The organism is Candidatus Paceibacterota bacterium (assembly GCA_035452965.1).
Classification (GTDB): Bacteria; Verrucomicrobiota; Verrucomicrobiia; order Limisphaerales; family UBA8199; genus UBA8199.
The window spans coordinates 122,237-143,607 of record DAOTCE010000007.1; the positions used below are offsets into that span (position 1 = coordinate 122,237).

The window sequence follows — 21,371 nt, forward strand, 5'->3', positions numbered from 1 at the left end:
TGTGAGGCGGTGATAATGCGGCCCATGAACACCAAATCTCTGACTGTGGTAGCGCGCTTCATAGCCAAGCCGGGCAACGAAGACGCTGTGCGGCAGGAATTGCTCTCGCTGGTGGCCCCGAGCCGCAAGGATGCCGGATGCCTGAATTATGATTTGCATCAGGCTATGGACAATCCCGCACTCTTCCTGTTCCACGAGAACTGGGCCAGCAAAGCGCACCTGGATGCGCACCTGCAAAAGACCGACTTGCAGGCCGCGCTCGGCCGCGTCGGGCAAATGGTCGCCGAACCACCCCAGGTTTCTCTGTGGCAGAGACTTGGCTGATCACGGCCGACTGCAGCCTTTGGTCCGTAGCCGCTCCCACAGCACGGCAAGCTCCTTGACCTTCTCGGGATACTTACGCGCGAGGTCATTGGTTTCGCCGAGATCCTCGGCCAGATTGTAAAGCTCCGCGGATGAATTGACCTTGCCACCTTTCGTAGGCTGCCTCGCATCTGCTCGTATTATTAGCTTCCATTGACCCTGGCGCACTCCCATGCGGCGGCTGTGCTCGATCAGGTTGTCGCGCACTGGCTTGTCCTGCTTCTGCCCAAGCAGCACCGGGAGCATATCAAAGCTGTCCGGACCGGCCTCGCCGGACAGCGGTTGTCCAGTCAGGGCAGCGCACGTGGCCAGAACATCAACCAGGCAGACTAGTTCGTCGGAGGTGCCTGGCTTAACCTTGCCCGGCCAGCGCACGACAAGCGGCACGCGCGTGCCGCCTTCGTAGGGGGTGCCCTTGGTGCCGCGCAATGCGCCATTGAAGGCATGGCCGTTATTGGACCTCACGTCCCCGTCCCGCTCAGGCAAATCGCCGTGATCCAGTATGCCGCCGTTGTCGCTCGTGACGAACACCACCGTGTTGTTCGCCAGCTTGTGCCGATCCAGTGTCTTTAGCACTTCTCCCACGCAAGCATCGAACTGCTGGATCACATCTCCTCTCACCCCCGCCTGGCTCGACCCGCGAAATCGCGCTGCGGGCATCCGCGGCACATGGATATCGTGGGTAGCCAAATACAGGAAGAACGGTACAGTCTTGTTTCGCTCGATAAACGCGACCGCCCGGGCCGTGAGCGTATCCGCAATCTCCTCATCCTTCCAGAGTGCGGCCGTACCGCCCGTCATCGCTCCGATACGGCCAATCCCCGCCACCGGATTTGAGTGGCCAGGAACGCAGTTCTTGTAGTCCACGGCAATCGGGTCTTTAGGGTCGTAACCATGGATACGATGATTCTCCACGAAAACGCACGGAGTGCGGTCGCCAGTCGCCGGGATGATGAAGCACTCATCGAATCCAACCTCCAGCGGCCCGGGTTTGATGTCCATGTTCCAATCCGGCGCGGTGTCCCCCAAGCCCAGGTGCCACTTTCCGACCGCAGCGGTTCGGTAGCCCGCGGCCTTCAACAACGCTGGGAGAGTCAACGTGCCGGGCTTGATGCTGAGAGCCGCATTGCCTGGAAGGATGTGGTCGCCGGCCGGATTGCGCCAGGCATACTGGCCGGTCAGCAACGCGTAGCGTGACGGCGTGCAAACCGCCGAAGCCGAGTGCGCATCCGTGAACCGCAATCCTTGAGCTGCCAGCCTGTCAATGTTCGGGGTCCTCACCTTCAACGCACCGTAACAACCGAGGTCCCCGTAGCCAACGTCGTCCGCCAGAATGAACACGACATTCGGCTTCGCGGACGCATACGGCGCGGCCTCACCAGCGGACCCCAACAGTGCGGCGACTCCCAAAGCCGCAACGGTCACAATTGGCAATACGAGCCTAAGCATAGATCATCTCGACGAGGCGAACCTTGACCGTCAAAGGCGTTTGCGCCGACTTGGCCGAACTTTACCTTGCACTCACTCGCAGTCCGTACTTCTCCGGCGCCTTGGCAAACGAGACCATTCCCTTCTCCGCCGTCGCACCTACGAAGGGATCATTGGTAATCAGTATATTCCCGTCAATGTCCAGGTAATCGCACAACTCAGCCAAGTGCGCCGCGGCGCTGATAAGTATGCTGCTTTCGATCATGCAGCCCAGCATCGTCTTGAGCCCGGCCTTGCGAGCCGCTGACAACGCCTCGAAGCCCGCGCTCACGCCCCCTGTCTTCACCAACTTCACATTGACGCCATGGAAGCACTCCACGGCCTGCGTCACGTCCTTTGCCTGGTGATATGACTCATCCCCCACGATCGGCAGCGGCGACCGCGCTTTGAGCCAGACCCAATCCTTGATGGGCGTGGCTGCCGGCATGGGCTGTTCGATAAACTCGATGTGCCCGTCTCCAGCCAGCCACTCAATCATCTCCAACGCCTGCTCCTTGGTCTTCCAGCCCTCATTGGCATCCACCCGCACCGTCTTGGTTGGAGCGATGTCGCGCAACGCCTGCACGTTCTCCTTGTCGCCAGCCACCCCCACCTTCATTTTCAATAGCGGATAAGGCGCTGCCTCCTGCACTTTTCTGCGGATCACGTCCGGCTTATCTATCCCGATGGTGAACGAACTCAGGTGCACGTTCTCCCGGAAACCCAAATCCAGGTAATCATAAATCGCTTTCTTTTCCCGTTTGGCCGCACCGTCCAGCAGCGCGATGTTCAACGCGCACTTCGCCGACCAGTCATGCGGTGAAAGTGTGTCCAGGTAGACCATGCTCCCCTCCACATCCTTGAATGAGAGACCCCGTGCGTCCACCTTCTTCAGAAACGCCTCCACGGTCTCGAGCGACTCGCGGTAGCGCGAAATAGGTGCAGCCTCTCCAAATCCCACCGTGCCGTCAGCGCCTATCAACTCGACCATAACCGTTTGGGCGACGTTCGTGCCACTACCCCGGGCAATAGTCCAAGTGTGGGCAAGTTCCAAATTCAACCTTTTGTAGTTCAGTTTCACGGCTGAAACCAAACCCTAAATCCGCTCGGGAAGCAACCTTCATGTTGCGGCCGGTCGAAACATAATTCCCTTTGCATTTGGGCCCTTTCGGGGCAAGTTGAAGCAACGATGATTCCCGAACAACCGCCTGCCCCGGAAAGCGCGATGCCCGAACGGTCCGCTGTCTCTCAATCCAGTCGTCGCGGCCGACGCGGCGGTCGAGGACGCCGAGGACGAGGGCGCTCCCGAGGACTGACTCAGCAATCCTCTGCCGTTGCGGAAGAGAACGCCGTGTCGAGCCAACCTCTCGCAGAGGAAATTTCGGGAGAAATAGAAGCACCGGAATTACCACTGACCTCGCAGGATAATTCGGAAGCTGCCGACCAGGAGACCGCCGCTCCCGCTACGGAATTCAGGGATGCACGGCGCGAACAGCGGCCGGCACGGCCTCTAACACCCAAACGTGAGGTTTCCCGCCCTCCCACCCGTGACTTTCAACCCGCCACCCCCGCAGCGGTTTCACAGGCCATCGAACACGTCAACCAAATCATCGAGACCCTCCGCGGTGCACTCAGCGATATGGAGGATGTGTTGGAGACCTTGGAACTCGCCGAACGGCAGAAGACCGCCGACGAACAGGAAATTGAAACCCTTCGCCGCGGCCTGCGCCATTTGCACCGCCCTAGAGAAAGCGGACAATCGCATCCGCGACACTAATTCTTCTGCGGCCACCGAAAGCGCGCGCCGTCTGTTTGCCAGGATTGTAGTCTACGAGCGACACGAGTTGGCCTGCCCGGGTGGGAGCCACACCTATGTAATGAGGCTTTCCGCTCCAGTATGGACGAAGGGCACCGCAGACGATCATCCGGATTGGGCCATTTAGGGCCATTTAGACTTGCGCTAGTGCCAGAGCGGGCCCAATTCTCACCGCCGGCACGGCAGTCCACCACCTGGCGTGAAAAACACGAGACAACACAGAACAACTAAATTGCAGTCGGCGACTGCTCCGCTTTGCCTTCTTGTGCACATGGGCGAAGCTGCTGTCGCGCGCAACTGATCACCATGATCGACTTCAATCACAGAATTCTGATGACTGGTTTCGGCGTCGTGGCACAGGCCACCATGCCGATGTTACTGAAACACCTACGCGTTCCCTGCCGCAACATTACCATAATCGACTTTGCCGATCGCGAGGACGTGCTGCGCCCGTGGCTAAAACGGGGAGCCCGCTTCATCCGGGAGCGCGTCACCCCCACGAACCTGCCACGGTTACTCTCCACCTATGCGAAGCGGGGAGACCTGATCATTGACTTGGCCTGGGGCATAGATTTCTTCGACATCCTAGAATGGGCCCACAACAATCAGGTTCTTTACGTTAACGCCTCACTGGAGTCCTGGCACCCCTCGGCCGAGATGCGCAGCAAGACGTCCATGGAGAAGTCGCTCTACTCTCGCTACGAAAGGCTGCTGCCCATCGCCGCTCAGTGGAGAGAGACAACCACGGCGGTCATTGACCACGGCGCGAACCCGGGCTTGGTGTCGCATTTCGTCAAGCAGGGATTGCTGGACATCGCCAACAAAGCGCTGCGGGAAAACCGCTTGCCTCGCGCCCGCGCCCGCCGACTGGAGCGCATGATGGCGGATAAGGCGTTCGCTGTCCTGGCGCGCGAGTTGGGGGTGAAGGTCATTCACTGCAGCGAGTGGGATACACAACGCGCATCCAAACCCAAGCGCCCGGACGAGTTCGTGGGCACCTGGAGCGTGGAGGGCATGTGGGATGAGTCCATTTCACCCAGTGAGCTGGGCTGGGGCACACACGAAAAGTGGATGCCGCCATTCTCCACCAAACCGGAGACCGGTCCCGCCAACCAGATCATTCTGCCCCAGATGGGCCTGAACACCTGGGTCCGCTCCTGGGTGCCCCATCAGGAAATCGTCGGCATGATCGTCACGCATGGCGAATCCTTCGGGATCTCGCACGCTTTAACTGTGCTCGAAAACGGCCATGCAGTCTATCGCCCAACCGTCCATTACGCTTACATGCCGTGCAACGACTCGCTCGTCTCCTTGCACGAACTCCGGTGCCGGAATTACGAGCTGCACCCCAAACAACGCATCCTTGCCGACGAAATCACCGAAGGAATGGACCTTGTAGGTGCGCTGATCATGGGGCATCGGTTCCAGTCCTGGTGGACCGGCAGTGCTCTGAGCATCGCCGCCGCACGAAGGAAGGTGCCGCATCTGAACTCCACCGCGGTGCAAGTGGCCGCCGGCGTGATGGCTGCGGCATTGTGGGCCGTCCAGAATCCGCAGCGCGGGGTGTGCTTCCCCGAAGACTTGCCGCACGAGGAGATTCTGCGCGACGCCCGGCCCTATCTAGGGCGATTAATCTCGGAAAGCTCAGATTGGACCCCCCTGCGGCAGCACCGGGTGTACTTCGATGAAAACCCGCTCGCCCGGCCCGATCAAAGCGATCCATGGCAGTTCACTAATTTCCTCTTCCGTCCTTGACGACGGTGCAGGCTCGGCGGGGCCCGCAGCCCTCCGCTCGAGCAAGCTAGCGCGGCTGCGTTTTTGCTTCAGCGCCGACAAAATCCGCCAGACGGCAGACGGCGTCGTAGAACTCCGCTTCAAGCATGCCGAGCAACGTCGCGCCGTACCGGACACAGTGTTCATCAGCAATCACGTCGCCGTAGTTGATCACGGGAATCATGTAGGCGACCGCGAGGAGCGCAAGTTCCGGCCGTTGACGCAATAAAGGGCGCAGGTAGAGGACGCGACCGTTTTGCTCCGGGTTGCGGAGATCCGGACCTGGCTCGGCAAACTGGTGGCCGGCCATCTCGCCAAATTCAAAGACTAAACGCGTCGGGTAGCGGAGGCATTCGCGGTCCGCCAATAACGCGTCAATCCCTTCAAAGGCGAGCGGGGCGTGCTTCCGATGCGCAACGATCGCCTGTGCGGCAATATGGCCGCGCAGGCTGTCCTGTCCGACCTCGACCAGATCGCCGGCGGGGAGTCGGCGGAGGTCAGCCCCACGCAGCGAGCGATCGGACCGATCGCTTCCAGCTCGAGTTGCGATCACTTGGCGTAGCGCTTCTGGAACTCCTTCCGCTCCTCCTCGCGCCGAGCTTTCTCGGCCGGGTCCATACGGTTGAGGTACCACTGGTGATTGGAGTGGTTGAGGGTGTCGTCCAGCAGCTTGCGGAGCTTCAGGGCGGCTTCCTTCCTGACGGGGTCCGACGACTCGTGATGCTTCTCCGCCAGCTCCTGGAGTTCCGGGATATACTTGGCGTAGAAATGCTTGGCAACTTCGTAGGTGCCATGCCAGTGAGTGTAGTCCGGGCCCATCATGGAGACGCCATGGCGGGCGCGGCGGCCTTCGTGGTGCCAGATTTCATACCATGTGAAGTCAATTGGATTGCTAAACTGGGCTGGCCTGAGAAGCGGCTTGGCGGCCTGGTAAAGCGCGAGGCCCGGCTTTGCAAACTTGTCGTGATACAGCTCGATGAGGCCGTCGTATTGCAGGTAGAAGGAATTCACGAAGTGCTGATTATGGCAGTTCAGGCACACGTCTACCATATTGGTGCGGCGCGTCTGCCACGAGATATCCTTGCCCGGCAAACCAAGCTTGGCGTCGGAAACCTCCGGCCGGATCGAGATCTCCGGCCGGTTGTTCCAGGAGATGCGGAGACCTACGTCGTGAGTAATACGCTGGTTCCGCGTCGCGCTCATGTGGCAGGTGGCGCAGGTCGGCGCCACGCTGTAGTCTTCGCCCACAATCCACTTGGCGTTGCCGAGATTCATCTTGTCCACCTGGGCGTGGTATGCAATGCCATGCTTGGATTCGTTGTAAATCTCGATCTGCGGATGGTCGGGCCCCATGTGACACTTGCCGCAGGTGTCAGGGGTGCGGGCCTGGGCGGAGCTGAATTCATGCCGCGAGTGGCAAGCGGCACAAGACCCCTCGCTGCCGTCGGGGTTCAGGCGGCCAATGCCGGTATTGGGCCAGGTGGCGGGGTCTGGCTTGCCATTGGGCATGATCTTCACTTCGGTGCCATGGCATTGCCAGCAACCGTTGACGGCCGCGGCGGAGATGCCGTTGGTGAACAGGGGCGTCTTGAAGCCGCGGTTGCCTTCGACCACTTCCGCCAGGGTATTGTCCAGCGAGCCGAGAATGCGCCCGCCCTTGGCATGGTGTGAAGCGTTGAATTCGCCCACCTCATGTTCGTGGCAGCGGCCGCAATCCTTGGGCGTGACAATCGTCGAAATCATCTGGCCATAGTGCTCGAAGGCGTCCAATTCGTTGGTAAGCGCCATGTGACACTCGTAGCAGCCGATATTACCGCGATAGTGCTTGCTGGCGCCCCACTGTTCGTAGAGCGCAGGGCTTTCGTGCCGGTGGCACTGGGCGCAGTCTTTGCTTTGGGCCGAGAGTTGCGGGAGGGTGAATCCGGCGCGCGCCGGCAGTGATGCAATCAGCAGCGCGAACGCGGCAAGGCCAAGTGTGGGGATGCAGGTCTTCATAATATGTTTGCGGGTCATTGGACTGGAGGATTGAGTTCGGGCCGGGCACGCAGGCTCCCGTTCATGATCGGGATGGCAACGCGCACCATCCAGGAAAAGAGCAGCGCTCCAAAGGCCCAGATACCGAGGCACACAAGCGTTTCATTGAGCGTGGGCAGGTATTCCACCACCTGGCCCAGGGGCGAGGGCACGAAGCCGGGGATGATCAGGCCCATGCCCTTCTCGATCCACACGCCGATGAAGCAAGCCACGCAGGCGACATTCAAGGCCGCGATCTTCCTGCTGAGCGGCGAGATGAGCAGGACCAGGCCAACAAGGTCCAGCGCGATGGCGCTCCAAATCCAAGGCACGAGCCCCTGGTGTCCGTGCAGGCCGAAGTAGAGGTACTGCGCGGCGGCGGCGTGCATCGTGGGCGAGTAGAACTCCGTGAACAGTTCGCAGCCGAGCAGGAACATGTTGATGATCATCGCCACGGTCATGATCATTCGCAACGTAAATATGGGCTGATCGCCGATGTAGTAGCGCGTCACCCGGCGGATGATCTGGAAGGTGAGAATCATCAAGCCTGGCCCCGCCACAAATGCCGACGCCAGAAACCGCGACGGAACCAGCGGATGATGCCAGTAGCCGCGGCCGGCCAGGCCGACGTAAAGGAACGCCGTAACGGTGTGAATGCTCACCGCCCACGCGATGGAGATGAACACAAACGGGATGTAGAACATCTTTGCCGGCTTCTGCTGCCGGTAGCGGCAGTAGAGCAAGTACCCCGCGATGTGGAGGTTCAAAAGCAGGTAACCGTTCAGCACGATGACGTCCCAAGACAGAATGGAGCCGGGCCAGTTGAAGATGCCGAAGGGCGGGATCATGTGATGAAAGCGGTCCGGGCGCCCGAGGTCCACAGTGACGAAGAGCAGGCACATCACGATAACAGCGATAGCCATGAGTTCGCCGAACAACACCACCTCGTGCATGAAATCCTTCTTGTAGACGTAAGCGGGGATCACGAGCATGACCGCCGCCGCCGCGACGCCGACAAGGAAGGTGAAGTTTGCGATGTATGCCCCCCAACTCACCTGATTCGTCATACCGGTGGTCTCCAGGCCGGCCACAAATTGCCGCGCCCAGGCATTCAGACCGACGAGCGCCAGCACCGTCAACAGGGTCATCCACAAATAAAACTTCGCGCTGCCCTGGAAGGAAATCCGCCAGACACGCCAAAGGAATGTGACGTATTCCCTCATTTCTCGAAGAAGTAGTAAAAGCGGGGCAACGTGCCCACATCCTCCTTCAGGACATAAACCCGCTTGTGATTCAGGACATAGCTGATTTCGCTGTTCGGATCGAGCAGATTCCCGAACACCCGCGCGCCGGTCGGGCACACCTCCAGGCAAGCGGGATACTTGCCGTCGCGCGTGCGATGCAGGCAGAAGGTGCACTTCTCGACCACTCCTTTCGGGCGGATGCGGTTGCTCAGGTAGTCCTGGTTCGGGTTGATCGCCGCCGGTGGAATGGATGGCTTCTTGTAGTTGAAGCGGCGCGCATCGTAGGGGCAGGCCGCCATGCAATAACGGCAGCCGATGCACCAATTGTAATCCACCACCACGAGGCCGTCCGGTTCCTGCCAGGTAGCCTGCACGGGGCACACCTTCGTGCAGGGCGGCTGCCGGCACTGCTGGCACTGGACCGGCATATAATACTTGTCCTTCTGCGGCACCGTTTCCGGGTCGTAGTAGACCGAAGCAGTCTCCAGGTTAATCGCACCCTTGTCCAGCTCCAGCACTCGAATGTAGGACATTTCGAGATCATCGTCGTCGTCCCGGGATTGGTTATTCTCCTGGAGACAGGCGTGGGCGCACCTGCGGCACCCGATACAGCGCGTCAAGTTCAGCGCGTATCCGAATTCGACCCCGGGTAGCGGCCTCAGGTCGCGAACGACGGGTTGGACACCATGCTCCCGCTTACATTTGTCCTCGATCGCCTTTAGAATGCGCTGCAGCTCGGCCGGCTTAAGTTCGCGGTAATGCTTCTGGAGCAAGTCGTCGAGCGTGATCTCGCCGCGCTCCAGCGCGAGCAGCGGCTTAAGGGCCACTACCAGCCCCGCCATGCCCGCCATCGCCGCCGCCGTGCCTTTCAGGAAAGTGCGGCGCGTCACTGGCTGATAGACCCGCTCGAGCGTTTGGGGACTGACTTCGTTTTGCGGATCGTGGTTCATGATACACTCCCCAAGATAGCTCCGCGAGGCGCGAAAAACGGGCCAACCATGGAGGAACAATCCAAACACTCGCGGGGGTCCCACGCCCTGAACAGGCCAAACTCGCGACCCATCGGCGCCATTCCCGCGCCCTGCTCGCTGGACCGATTGCGGGGCGTGTGGGGGGCGCGCGGCGGGTAGCGCAGCGGTGGCAACGGCTTCAGCGCCTTGAACTTCGGGCTGTGTGGGTCGTGGCATTGGATACAGCGCAACCGGGTCTTGACGCCCAACTCGGCATTCCAAAAGCCATTGGCCCGGCCATGCACGCCTGCCTGCCAGTCGCGGTAGATGGTGCCATGACACTTGGCGCAAAGCTGCACCACATCCGCCTCGACGATCTCCCCGCCGTCGTAGTCCACAAACGCATTGCGGTTTGACGGGTGATGGCAGTTCAAACAGAAACGGTTATTGCCGTGGTCGAGTTGGATGTCTTTATGCTCATTCATCGGCCGTTCGTAGTGCCACCTCGCGGGGAAGAGCCTGTGGCACTCCATGCAATTGTAAGTCCAACCGTTCCTGACCAGATCCAGTCCAACCGTTCTGCGGGGCGGCGTCTTGTCGAGATGTGTGTCGGAAGGCAGACCAACTTGCGGTTGCGCGGCGGGTGGACGGGCCACTACTGGCAAGTTGGTCGGGATTGCAACCGTTGGCGATGCCACACCCGCGCCACGTAAATGCAGGCGGCCAAGGTCCGTCGCACATAATGCGATGACCATCGCCGTCCAAACTGCTTTCCTGACAACTAGTGGCATGCCAGCTTCGCGGAGGCGCACCCGGGAGGTTGTTGCACTTCCCCAACGAGTCGCGCTGCCTATGAGTAAAACACTACCGGCAATGGATGGCGAGGCATTTGACGCAAGTCAAGCATCCCGATTGAAGGAGCCATACCCCGCGCGCCAGGAGTTCCCGCCTGCGCGAAGCCGTTTCCTGCAGGGAACTCGGTCAATTCGCTTGCTGCAAACGGAAGAACCTCGCGTGCTCGGCGGCATCCAAGGGGACTATGTTGCTGATGACACCACCGGTACCCACGCTATTGGTCAGCAGCCGGGACCAGTTGGCCAGCGCCAGGGCAAGGTTCGTCGAAGTCAACACGTAATACGGCTGGCCCGTAATACCGTTGGAGCCACTCAGCGTCAGGCTGGGGCTCAGCCCGGCGCCGACGCCCTGCACGCTGGCTGAGAGTGAGACTGTTTCCATCCAGTTAACCGGCACGGCCTCATGGAAGGTCAGGATAGCGAAGCTTGCATTCTCCACTGTGAAGGCGAAGTCAGACGGGTCCAGGTTGCCGGTCAGGTCCTGCACACTCCAGCCCAGGCTGGTCCCGTTCGTCAGTGAGTTTTCCGCTCCGGGTTTGCCAAACGATCGCCGGATCACCTGCCCCACGTTGAAGGGCAAATTAGCGAAGCTGAAATTCACCGTTTGATCCTGACTCTCCGAGAAGTTAAGACCCCATACATGAATCCTGTTGGCGCGGTTCGTCTGCAGCGTCACATACATACGCAGCGGCCACCCCTGCGGCGCAAAATCGGGCACGGGTTGCGGTCCGGGCAGAGAATTCTCCAGAACCATGTCGCCGGCAAAGTCGCGCACCGAAGCGAAAGCATTCGTCAGCACGACATAACCCTGCGGCTGCTCCCAGTAATTGCCGCCGAACCAAGACGGGTACGCCCTCCACGCCTGGTTCGGGTGTGCAAGGCGAAAACACGTCTCGACCACGGCAAACCCATTGGCCATCGAACGTTTGATGGCCGAACCGGAGTCCCAGTTGACGGGATTATACTCGCTGGCGATCAGCGGCGTGGTCCAATACCAGTCTGCCGGCTTGGTGCCAAAGCGCGTGGCGCCGCCGTAATTGCTCAGCGTCAACACCGTGGCGGAAATGTGGTCTGCCAGGGATCGTCCGATGTCCAGCAGCGACGTGGTCATGTTGGTCGGGATCGGAAATGAGAACTTCAGCGCGCTCATGTAGGGATGAACGCTGACAAAATCCAGCGGGGCATTGGTGTCCTCCGCCACACGGCCCAGCCACTCGTTATTGTTGCCCACGGTCAGGCACGGACCCGTCTGGATCGAGCTGTCCACGGCCTTCATGGCGTTGGCGATGATCCGGTAGCGGTCGCGGAAGAGAATCTTGTCCGTGATGACATGCTCGGTAACCAGCGTGGACTCCGCTGCAAGATTCACCTCCGGCTCGTTGCCCACTTCCCACCAGATTACCCTTGGCACTGCGGCTTCGCCTTGGGCTAACAGCACATCTCGCCCGCCCCAATCGCCGCCGAGCTTGACTGAGTTATAGACCCGCAGGTTTTCGGTGTTGTCCGCCGCGCTGAAGCTCGTGTCATTGCCGATCAGGCTCTCCTGTCCCTGCCGGTAGGTCTGCGCCAGAACGTTGCAGAAGCGCACCCAGTCGGCCGCCATTTGGGCCGCGGTGCCGGTCACCGCGTTGGTGCCGTAGCCTCCCGGATTAAACAGGTTGGTATGATTGTCGAACTGGCAGACCCAGGTGCCATATCCGTTGGTGTAGCCGCCCCCGAACATGTTGGCCGTGAATAGCGGCGTGGACCCGGTGTCCCGGCATTGGCGCAGGAAATCCAAAGTGGTTATCAGAGATGCTCCGGCCGGGGTGCCCCACTTTGAGCCGCTGTTATAGACACGCCAGTCGTAGGCGTCCGCGTCCAACCCGCCCGCCGGCCCACGCATCAGGCTGGGGCCGCTCATGTTGAACATGGCCGCGTCCCCGGCGCTGCTCGCGGTGCGGTAGGGATTCTGCCCGCGCACGCCCGCCGGGAAAGCCCGGCCATTCACGGCAGCAAAATCAACCACGTTCGTGGCCGGTCCCCCGGGCGTAAACGTCAGAACGATGCTCCCCCCCTCGTCCACTGCAGTGGTAAATCTCCCCGCTGCATAATCGCCGTTCTCGATCAGCCCGAAATTGGCCTTTGCCGGGTTAACCCCGCCGCTCAACGAGATGATTTTCCATGATCGCGCGGACTGCCAAAACACGTTCGCCGTGTCCGGCGCCGTCGCCGTCCCCGTGAACCGGATGCACAAGCGCGACGGCTCCAGTCGCAGGTTGCCACCGGTCAGTATGATTTGATCGAAGCTCACCCCCGGGCTGTTCGTGCTGTTGGCCGCCAGGTCCCACACATACGCGCCCCCACCCCCGCCGATGATCAGCCCGCCGCTCAACGTTATGGTCCCCGCGGCGATCCCCGGGCTGATGGCGCCGCCGTAACCCACGCCGACCGGGGCGGCAATCGAACCCGATCCGGCCAGCATGCCGCCGCCGTTGGCCACCACCGCTCCCGTCCCCGAGTTGGCCCCATTCAATACCAGCATACCCCCGCTCACCGTCGTGCCGCCGCTGTAGCTGTTCGCGCCGTTCAGAATCTGCGTGCCCGCGCCGATCTTCTTCAACGCCACCGCGCGCGTGCCGCCATCAACAATCGTCCCCTGGTAAACCCCGCTCGCGTTGTTGTCTCCCAGGGTCAGCGTGGTTGTGCCCGCGATCCCGCTCAGCGAAGTCACCCTGGGCAGCGCCGTCGAAGTCGTATTGGACACCGCGCTGCTCAGCCCGTTGATCGTGATGCTCAACTCCCCCAGGTCTAACTGCGGAAAATTACCAGGATTGCCCCCCGTATACATCACCACGTCTCCGGCGCGGGTGCCACCGGGCAACGCATTCGCGTGTGCCACCTGCAAAGTGCCCCGGTAGATGGCCGTCTGCCCCGTATAAGTGTTGCCCGCCAAAAACACAGCTGTCCCGACCTGGTCGGGCGCCGCCACCCCGTTCGTCCCCGCCAGCACGACACTGAAGTAGGTTGTGTGCGCCGTAGCCCGAGCCTTGGGCATATTTGTTCCGTTGTCCAGCGTCAGCACCGAACTGCCGCTCAAGGTCCACAGTTGCCTGTCGCTCGTATCTCGGAACTGGACGATGCCGATCGTGCGGTCGCTGTCCAGGGTCACAGTGCGGTGGGCGAGAATGTTAAGGGTTGTGAAGTCGGCCGTGTTCCCCGCCCCTTTGGCGACCACCCCTCCCGCCCAGTTGTTGGTATCACTCCAATTGCCGCTGGCGTCTTTGCTCCAGGTGCCGCTCTGGGCACGCCCCGCCGCCGCGCTTAAGAGCAATGCCGCTCCAGCTATTAGCCACAGCCGCGGCATAGCTGCGCACCGGCGAAACACTGAATTGTGCGGCGTAATATGATCTTAGCATGACGCACCACCCGGAGCCTGTCAACCCGCTTCGCGCCGAACCGCATTGTCCTTGCATGGCTGCCGCTGCCTGCTCACCCTGCTCCTCACACGCATCATGCCCACCACTGCCGCCGCCGCCCTCCTCACCGCCGCTCGCCGCCTCCGCGCTGACACGACCCGCCTCTCGTTTCAGCCACCCGTCTCCCACATCTACAACCCCCTCACCTATGCCTGGGCGCCTTACGAAGCATACCTTCGCAAGTTCGCCACCGCGCCTAAACGCGTCATCTTCCTCGGCATGAACCCTGGCCCCTTTGGCATGGTACAGACCGGCGTGCCCTTTGGCGAAGTCGCTGCCGTGCGCGACTGGCTCGGCATCAAAGGCCCCGTCGGCAAGCCCTCCCGACCCCATCCACGCCGCCCCGTCATCGGCTTTGCCTGTCCCCGCTCGGAAGTCAGCGGCCGACGTTTGTGGGGCCTTTTCGCCGCGCGCTTCGGCACGCCGCAACGCTTCTTCGCCGCCCACATCGTCATGAACTACTGTCCGCTCGCCTTCCTGGAACCGGGCGGCCGCAACCGCACCCCCAACAAGCTGCCCGCCTCAGAAAAGGCTGCTCTCTTTGCCGCCTGTGACCGCCACCTGCGGGCCGTCGTCGCCGCTCTGCAACCCGAATGGCTCATTGGCATCGGCGATTTCGCCGCCAAACGGGCGCAGCAAGTCCTCGGCAATACCTCAGTGAAACTCGGCCGCATCCTCCATCCCAGCCCCGCAAGCCCTGCTGCCAACCGTAACTGGAATGCCCTCGCCACACGCCAACTCGAAACGCTCGGCGCTTGGCGGTAGGCGTGACTCGCGGATCGCTGAAAGGGAAGAGAGCATCTCTCTCCGCCGTCAAACTCCAGCCAGGATGCGTGGTGGCCCCTAAAGGGAGATTCATCAGGGATTTCCGGGAAGCACCAACGGTGGTTTCCACCCACACCACCTGGATGATCGAGGCACAGGGAATTAAGGGTGACCATTGCTCTCCATCCATAACCGGATGGGCGCTCCCAACTTCCAACCCGCTTACTGTCCAAATTTTGGACAGTGGCGCTGCCTGCTTGCCTTCTCCAACCCACTCTGACCCCTGCACTTTTGGCTTGGCGATACGGTGACGGCACGGTGGAGCTACGGTGTGTATCCCATGGGGAGCGCTCCCCATGGGATACACACCGTAGCAGCACCGCACCAACAGGCCATCCACAAGCCAACTTCAGTGTGCGCGACCACCGTAGCTGCGGCGCCGCCTACCCGGCTGGGGTGTTGGAGCTGAAAAGGAGAGTCTGAGACCACGAATCGCCATCGGAATTCCCCGGAAACCCGCGAGAAACCTAAAGGAACACCTATCGGTCGGTCTTCAGTCGCTTACGGGCCAAAGGGCCACACCAGCGGTGTGAGCAACGACGCGATGAGCCAGGTCAGCAAGGCCAGCACACCGCCGACCTGCATGTAGTGCTTGAACCGGTACCGGCCAGGCCCCATCACGAGGATCGTGCTTTCATGCGCAAAGGGGGTGCAGAACGCCGCGGAGACACAGATGGCCAGGCCCACCATGAAGGGCTTGGGATCAGCGCCGGTTTCCCGGGCCAATTGGAAGGCCACCGGAGCAAGGATGATCGCCGCTGCAGCATTCTCGATCACTTGCGTCAGCATCAAGGCGAACAGCAGCAGCGCCGCCAACACCGCCAGGGGGCCGAATCCCTCCAGCGCCACTACGGCCCCGCGCGCCAAGGCTTCTGCCGCGCCCGTCTTCTCCAGTGCCAGCCCGAAGGGAATCATGCCCGCGACTGTCACCACGGCCTGCCAGTCCACGGCTTGATAGGCGTCTTTTACTTTCACGTAACGGAGCAGCAGCACCAGCAAGGCCACCAACGGAATCGAAATGACCGGCGTTAAGACATTGGTCACGGCCGCGACCACCACCCCAAGCATCAGCAGCATGGTGGCAACGGCCTTCTTCTTGCCCAGCGCCGGGAAGTGCCGATGGCCCACCAGGAACAAATTCGGGTTTCGCTCCAGTTTTCCAAGCCCTGACACGTGTCCAAGAAGCAGCAGGGAATCACCGTACCGCAGTGGGGTGGCCATGGGACGCTCACGAACCGTTTTGCCGTGGCGCGAAATGCCCATCACCGTGAACCCGTAATCGTGGCTGAAATCCACCTGCTCCAAGGTGTTGCCCAGGTAATCCGAGTTGGGGGAAAGCAGGGCCTCGACCGTCAGGAGGTCCACACTGCGGAGGGCCTGGTCGTCCATCTTCACCTCCTCCTTCAATTGGAAATCGGGTGACTTGAGCAAGTCGCCGATGGTCGGGACAGACCCTTGCATGACCAGGATGTCGCCCGACTGGAGCTTGAGCCAGTTCGTGGCCGGAATGCGCTCGTTGCCGCGGATCAACTCCACGACCGTCAGGTCGCTGCGCTGCCACCAGCCCAATTGGTCCAGGGACTTCCCGACCGTCGCCGAGTGGGGCGTCACGAGCACCTCGGTCAAGTACTCACGGCCCAACGTATCCTCCGCGGATTCTGCCTCGGCGGCCTTTGGCAGGAATCTGCGGCCAAAAAGCAGGAAAGACACGAAGGCCGCGCCGAAGACCGCCGCGGCGATGGGACTGAAATCGAAGAACCCAATGCCCGAATCGGTGCGCTGACGCAGGTAATCGCTGAGGATGATATTGCTGCGGGTGCCAATCAGCGTCCATTGTCCGCCAAGCAGCGAACCATAAGCCACGCAGAGAAGGTACCGGGAGGGTGAGAGGTTGCGCTCCTTGCAGATCGCCAGGACAATGGGCAGGAAGATCAGCACGACAGTAGTGTCGTTGACAAACATCGAGAAGATCGTGGTCACGAGCAATACTGCCGCCTGCAGGAAAATCTCACTGCCGGCGCAGGCTCGAAAGAGCTTCCCCCCCAACCGTTCGGCCGCGCCGGTGCGCACCATGGCCGCACCCAATACGAACATGGACGTGACCATGACAACCGCCGGGCTTCCAAAGCCGGAGAATCCCTCCTGATAGGTCAGTATGCCTCTCCAGTGCCCATTGGGGTGTGGCCAGGGCAAGATCAACGCGAGCATAACGAGCAGCGCGGTGACATCCGTTCGCTGCTTCTGGGTCCAGAACAAGTAAAGCGCCACGGCCAGGATTATGCCCAAAACCAGGTACTCGACGTTCATGTTTGGCAATCTAATCGTTGGTTCTAAAGTTACCCAGCCCACTGAGGTTTCCGCCAAGCGCCTGATGCCTCACCCGGGGACCAATCACAGAGAACCAGGACAATCGGAACCAGGCCGCCCGAACCCGGCATTCCCCGGCATGCTGCGGCGGTTTGAGTCGGAGCAGAGCCTGTCTTGCGGGCCCTCGAGCTAGTGCGTTTCCTCTACGGTCGAGCCGTCCTCAGCAATCAGCAGCTTCGGATTGTGCGCCTCGTCCTTGAAAGTGACAACATACACCGTCCGCCCGCCCCATGACTCCTTGTTGATATAAGCCACATCAACCCCATGCGAGCGTTCCTTGATTGCCTTGCTAACCGGCGACGGCACCTCATCCGGCTTAACCCGCACACCCTGCGCTGCGTTGAGCGCCATGGTCAGGTCGGGATTAAGCACACTGCCATCCGGCGCCACATACAGCGGCGGGAAGACGTCGCTCTCGCGAAAGAACACCTTGTACACGACACGTCCCGAACTGGTATCCCGCACCGCATCCACCACCTCTGCCGGCCCGGCTTCCGCCAGCACCGTCCGCTGCACCGGTGGCGGCAGCGCGCCGAACTTCGCCCCCGGCGAAGTCAGCGGCTTGTTGTAAACCGTATGGTATGCCGCGATTTGCGACTCGTCCTGCGTGGCGCAGCCCGCCGCCAGCAACGTCGCCATCACCGCTCCAAAGACTTGCGCTCTCATAAACGTCAACAAACTTACCTGCTTAGTCACGGATAGCAAGTTTCCACGCCGCAGCTTCCATGCCGTACCAGCGCCTCTAAGCCAGGGCGTAAGGGAAGATATCGGCCGGATCAAAGCGAACCTGCCCGAACTCAATCGCCTCTCCCGGCTCAACTGTCTGCAATGCATGGGCAATGCCAGTCTTTACGAGCAACAGGTCTCCCGTTTCCATTGGCACCGAAGCGCGTGCTTTAGTCTGAATGTCCTCCACGACTACGGACAACTTGCCCCTCAGCATGTAGATCCGTTCCTGTTTCACTTTGTGGTAATGGTTCCCGCGAACACAGCCGGCCCGAGCCTCGATGACCGCCATGTAGCGAATTCCTTCTTCGGCGTCGTGGATCTGCGCCAGTTCTCCCTGCGCCAGCAACAGCCGCTTGAGCGCTGGGGCGTCCGGCCCGGGGCGTCCAGTAATGACCGGCAGTGACCATTTCACGACTTGTCCTGCGAGATATTCAGATTCAGCCATAAGAGTCCTTGCGCACAATTCGAGTCATAGCACAGGACGACGGAGTGCCGCAAGCCCCGAGGCGCACAACGACAGCCGCGAATCGTCCGTTCAGATGGCATTCGCACGCCAGGAGACATTGACTTAGCTCCGCCGGCTGATCACGCTGGGGACATGAACGACAAAAAGAGCCCTTTGGGCGATGCGTGCCTGGTGTTGATCCCCAATAGCCAGCACAGGCTGGTTCCCGTGCTGACGCTCGTGATGCTGGCCCTGGGCGTGGCGATGGCGCAAGCCGACTGGCCGGAATTCCGCGGGCCGTGGGGCAATGGCCACGCGTCGGCCCCGGGCGACAACCAGAGCCACGGCCTGCCTCTAAGCTGGAGCGAGACCAACAACATCAAATGGAAGACGGAGATTCCCCACCGCGGCTGGTCCACACCGGTGGTACTGGGAGGCCAGGTTTGGATTACCACAGCGACCGTCGAAGGCCATGATTTCTTTGCCATCGGCCTGGACGCCAATACCGGTCGCATTCTCTTCAATGAAAAGGTCTTCCACAGCGACGATCCCGAACCGCTCGGCAACGGCGCCTCCATGAACTGCTACGCGACCCCTTCGCCGGTAATCGAACCGGGGCGGGTCTATGTTCACTTCGGCAGCTTCGGCACCGCTTGCCTCGACACCCGCACCGGCAAGACCCTCTGGAAACGTGAGGACCTGCCCTGCCGCCATTACCGCGGCCCTTCCTCCTCCCCCATTGCCTTCCAGGATCTGCTGATACTCACCTTCGACGGCGCCAACCTGCAATACCATGTCGCTCTCAACAAGGAAACCGGCAAGACTGTCTGGAAGACGGACCGTTCCGCCGCTTGGAATGACGAGAACGTGCCCGGCCAGATGGCCCGCGAAGGCGATCACCGCAAAGCACATGGCACCCCTTTGATCGTCACCGATGCCGGCAGACCCCTCATGCTTAGTGCCGGCGCCAAGGCAGCCTACGGCTACGACCCGCGGACCGGTCGGGAACTGTGGAAGGTTTGCTATAACGATTACTCCACCGCCCCCCGCCCGCTCTTCGACGGTGGAATGGCGTATTTTGTCACTGGCCTATCTACGAAGGAACTATGGGCCGTCAAAACCGATGGCCAGGGCGATGTGACTGACACCGGCGTAGCCTGGAAGTTCAAGACGCACGTCGGCATCTACGCCTCGCCGCTGCTGGTGGACGGCCTGATCTACACCGCCGCCGCGGAGAACTACGTGACCTGTCTCGAAGCAGCTACCGGACAACTCGTGTGGACTGGGAGGATCAACGGTAAACACGCAGCCTCGCCGGTTTACGCCGATGGCCGGCTCTATTTCTTCAGTCAGCAGGGCACGACCACCGTGCTCCGCCCTGGCCGCACCTTCGAGGTCCTGGCAACCAGCACCCTCGCGGACGGCTTCATGGCTTCGCCCGCTGTATCCGGCAAGGCGTTCTTCCTCAGGACCAAGACGCACCTCTACCGTGTTGAGTCCCCAGCGTCCGCTAAGAGCACCGCAGAGTTTCGGTAGGCAACCGAAGTCCATCACCAACCACTTCTGTCTCGTTGCCGACCTGTATGCCCAGTTGGAATACGGACGGAACAAGATCGGTTTTGATTACAACTGGGGAAGACGATCTGCGGACAAGACCCGAGCAAGCCCTACGCTTGCCACGGCTCGCGCCGAGCGCGTGAGAGCAGGCGATTTGCCTCCTCATCGCCAATGAACACTTCCTTGGCCGGATCCCACCGCAAGCCGCGTCCGAGTTGGTAGGCCATGGCCACCACGTGCCCGAGGGAAGCCGAGCGGTGGCCGATCTCCTCATGTGCACTCGGCTGCCCGCACGAACGAATACACTCGAACCAATTCGCGTGATGATTGTTGGCACCGATGTTCACCTGGCGCGTGCACAAGCGCATCTCGCGCAGAATTTCTTCCGGGCCGCCCTCCACCGGACCGCCGCCGGACATCGAGGTCAGCCAACCGCGTTCGCCGACAAACAACCCGCCAAACAGCCCTTCCAGCCGCGCTTGGTCCGGGACCGCCTTGTAGAGTTCCTTCACCTGCCCCCAATGCTCCACGTGATGCAGCAACACGCCGTTGGCGTAGCGGCAGGTCAGAGTTGGAAACTGCCCGCTTCCGGGATGAATGATCTCCACCGGACCGCTGGTCTCCATGCCAATGGCGTATTGAATCACATCCGCCGCGTGCGAGTGGTAGTTGGTAACCGCGCCCGCGCCAAAGGCGTTGCAGAACGTCCAAGGCACCACGCCGGGAATCGGGTTGCGGTGGTAGGCCGAGTTGTAAGGACGCCACGAAGCGGGGCCAACCCAAAGGTCCCAATCCAATCCCTCCGGAGTCGTCTCCGCCGGCAGTGCCGGATCGAGCGGCACGTAGGAGTTGCCCATTTTCGGAACCGACATCTTCATCCAGATGGTAAAGACCGATTTCACCTTGCCCACCCCCCCGTCGCGCACAAATTGGCACACCTGCCGGATGGTAGGAATCGAGCGATACTGTGTCCCCGTCTGGAAGACGCGCGCGTAGCGGCGGACGGTCTCCACCATCTCACGACCTTCGCGAATGGTGAGCGACACCGGCTTCTCGCAATAGACATGCTTGCCCGCCTGCGCGGCGTGAATTGCCTGCAAAGCGTGCCAGTGATCCGGCGTAACGATGACCGCGGCATCAATCTCAGACTGCGCCAGCAGTTGCCGGTAATCGCTGATGCCCGAGCAGCCTCGAAACGTCCCCGCACTGCGCTGCGCCGCGCAAATTTCGTTCACGTGATGCACGCCGTAATCGCGCCGCTGTCGGTCGGGATCGCATACGGCGACCAACTGCGCCTGCCTGCCTCCCGCCAGAATGCGCAGATGCCCGTTCCCCATCGCGCCCAGACCGATCAGCCCGACATTGATGCGCTCGCTGGGCGCCACCCTGCCATTTCGACCGTAAACCGATGCCGGGACGATGCAGGGCAACCCCACCAGCGAAGCGGCGGCACTGAGCTTGAGGAAGGTGCGGCGCGTCAGGGTCACTCTCGAATGCCGATGCATCTGGT

Annotated in this window: 17 protein-coding genes; 4 read left to right on the plus strand and 13 right to left on the minus strand. The window is 61.1% G+C overall.

Going from position 1 to position 21,371, the window contains the following annotated elements:
* Positions 1-24 precede the first annotated feature (24 nt).
* On the plus strand, positions 25-324 hold the full coding sequence (locus P5205_08635) for a putative quinol monooxygenase (GenBank protein HSA10424.1): 300 nt from the start codon (positions 25-27) through the stop codon (positions 322-324).
* On the opposite strand, the gene P5205_08640 is transcribed toward P5205_08635, so the two are convergent.
* The 3 genes from P5205_08640 to P5205_08650 all read right to left on the minus strand — a co-directional run bounded on the left by P5205_08640 (position 325) and on the right by P5205_08650 (position 3,595).
* Positions 325-1,812, minus strand: coding sequence for an arylsulfatase (locus P5205_08640; GenBank protein ID HSA10425.1), 1,488 nt, complete (start codon positions 1,810-1,812; stop codon positions 325-327).
* A 61-nt stretch (positions 1,813-1,873) separates the two neighbouring features.
* A complete protein-coding gene (locus tag P5205_08645; protein ID HSA10426.1) occupies positions 1,874-2,911 on the minus strand; it encodes a dipeptide epimerase in 1,038 nt (345 codons plus the stop codon).
* A 498-nt stretch (positions 2,912-3,409) separates the two neighbouring features.
* Entirely contained in the window at positions 3,410-3,595 is a 186-nt protein-coding gene (locus P5205_08650; GenBank protein ID HSA10427.1) for a hypothetical protein, read from the minus strand.
* Positions 3,596-3,952: 357 nt separating this feature from the next.
* On the opposite strand from P5205_08650, the gene P5205_08655 reads away from it, so the two are divergent.
* Positions 3,953-5,401 (plus strand): saccharopine dehydrogenase C-terminal domain-containing protein, encoded by a 1,449-nt coding sequence (locus P5205_08655; protein HSA10428.1) that lies wholly within the window; start codon positions 3,953-3,955, stop codon positions 5,399-5,401.
* 46 nt (positions 5,402-5,447) lie between these two features.
* Here the strand turns inward: P5205_08655 and P5205_08660 are convergent, their stop codons facing one another.
* The 6 genes from P5205_08660 to P5205_08685 form a co-directional block, all read right to left on the minus strand.
* Complete coding sequence (locus P5205_08660; GenBank protein HSA10429.1) at positions 5,448-5,972, minus strand: hypothetical protein; 525 nt, start codon at positions 5,970-5,972, stop codon at positions 5,448-5,450.
* Positions 5,969-7,414, minus strand: coding sequence for a multiheme c-type cytochrome (locus tag P5205_08665; GenBank protein ID HSA10430.1), 1,446 nt, complete (start codon positions 7,412-7,414; stop codon positions 5,969-5,971). The genes P5205_08660 and P5205_08665 overlap by 4 nt, the downstream gene beginning before the upstream one ends.
* Before the next feature lie 14 nt (positions 7,415-7,428).
* Positions 7,429-8,655: a polysulfide reductase NrfD gene (nrfD, locus tag P5205_08670; protein ID HSA10431.1), complete on the minus strand. Its 1,227-nt coding sequence runs from the start codon at positions 8,653-8,655 to the stop codon at positions 7,429-7,431.
* A complete protein-coding gene (locus P5205_08675; GenBank protein ID HSA10432.1) occupies positions 8,652-9,626 on the minus strand; it encodes a 4Fe-4S dicluster domain-containing protein in 975 nt (324 codons plus the stop codon). The genes nrfD and P5205_08675 overlap by 4 nt, the downstream gene beginning before the upstream one ends.
* Entirely contained in the window at positions 9,623-10,111 is a 489-nt protein-coding gene (locus tag P5205_08680) for a hypothetical protein (GenBank protein HSA10433.1), read from the minus strand. Before P5205_08680 ends, P5205_08675 begins: the two co-directional genes overlap by 4 nt.
* A gap of 496 nt (positions 10,112-10,607) precedes the next feature.
* Positions 10,608-13,826, minus strand: a complete 3,219-nt coding sequence (locus P5205_08685; GenBank protein ID HSA10434.1) for an autotransporter-associated beta strand repeat-containing protein — start codon at positions 13,824-13,826, stop codon at positions 10,608-10,610.
* 148 nt (positions 13,827-13,974) lie between these two features.
* Between P5205_08685 and P5205_08690 the strand changes: the two genes are divergently transcribed.
* Entirely contained in the window at positions 13,975-14,703 is a 729-nt protein-coding gene (locus P5205_08690) for a single-stranded DNA-binding protein (GenBank protein HSA10435.1), read from the plus strand.
* A gap of 561 nt (positions 14,704-15,264) precedes the next feature.
* Here P5205_08690 and P5205_08695 read toward each other — a convergent pair.
* The 3 genes from P5205_08695 to P5205_08705 all read right to left on the minus strand — a co-directional run bounded on the left by P5205_08695 (position 15,265) and on the right by P5205_08705 (position 18,304).
* Positions 15,265-17,070, minus strand: coding sequence for an SLC13 family permease (locus P5205_08695; GenBank protein HSA10436.1), 1,806 nt, complete (start codon positions 17,068-17,070; stop codon positions 15,265-15,267).
* A 189-nt stretch (positions 17,071-17,259) separates the two neighbouring features.
* On the minus strand, positions 17,260-17,796 hold the full coding sequence (locus P5205_08700; protein HSA10437.1) for a hypothetical protein: 537 nt from the start codon (positions 17,794-17,796) through the stop codon (positions 17,260-17,262).
* Between the two features lie 76 nt (positions 17,797-17,872).
* On the minus strand, positions 17,873-18,304 hold the full coding sequence (locus P5205_08705) for a cupin domain-containing protein (GenBank protein ID HSA10438.1): 432 nt from the start codon (positions 18,302-18,304) through the stop codon (positions 17,873-17,875).
* A gap of 153 nt (positions 18,305-18,457) precedes the next feature.
* Between P5205_08705 and P5205_08710 the strand changes: the two genes are divergently transcribed.
* Positions 18,458-19,840: a PQQ-binding-like beta-propeller repeat protein gene (locus tag P5205_08710; GenBank protein ID HSA10439.1), complete on the plus strand. Its 1,383-nt coding sequence runs from the start codon at positions 18,458-18,460 to the stop codon at positions 19,838-19,840.
* A gap of 131 nt (positions 19,841-19,971) precedes the next feature.
* Here P5205_08710 and P5205_08715 read toward each other — a convergent pair whose 3' ends face one another.
* Entirely contained in the window at positions 19,972-21,366 is a 1,395-nt protein-coding gene (locus P5205_08715) for a Gfo/Idh/MocA family oxidoreductase (GenBank protein HSA10440.1), read from the minus strand.
* Positions 21,367-21,371: the final 5 nt, after the last annotated feature.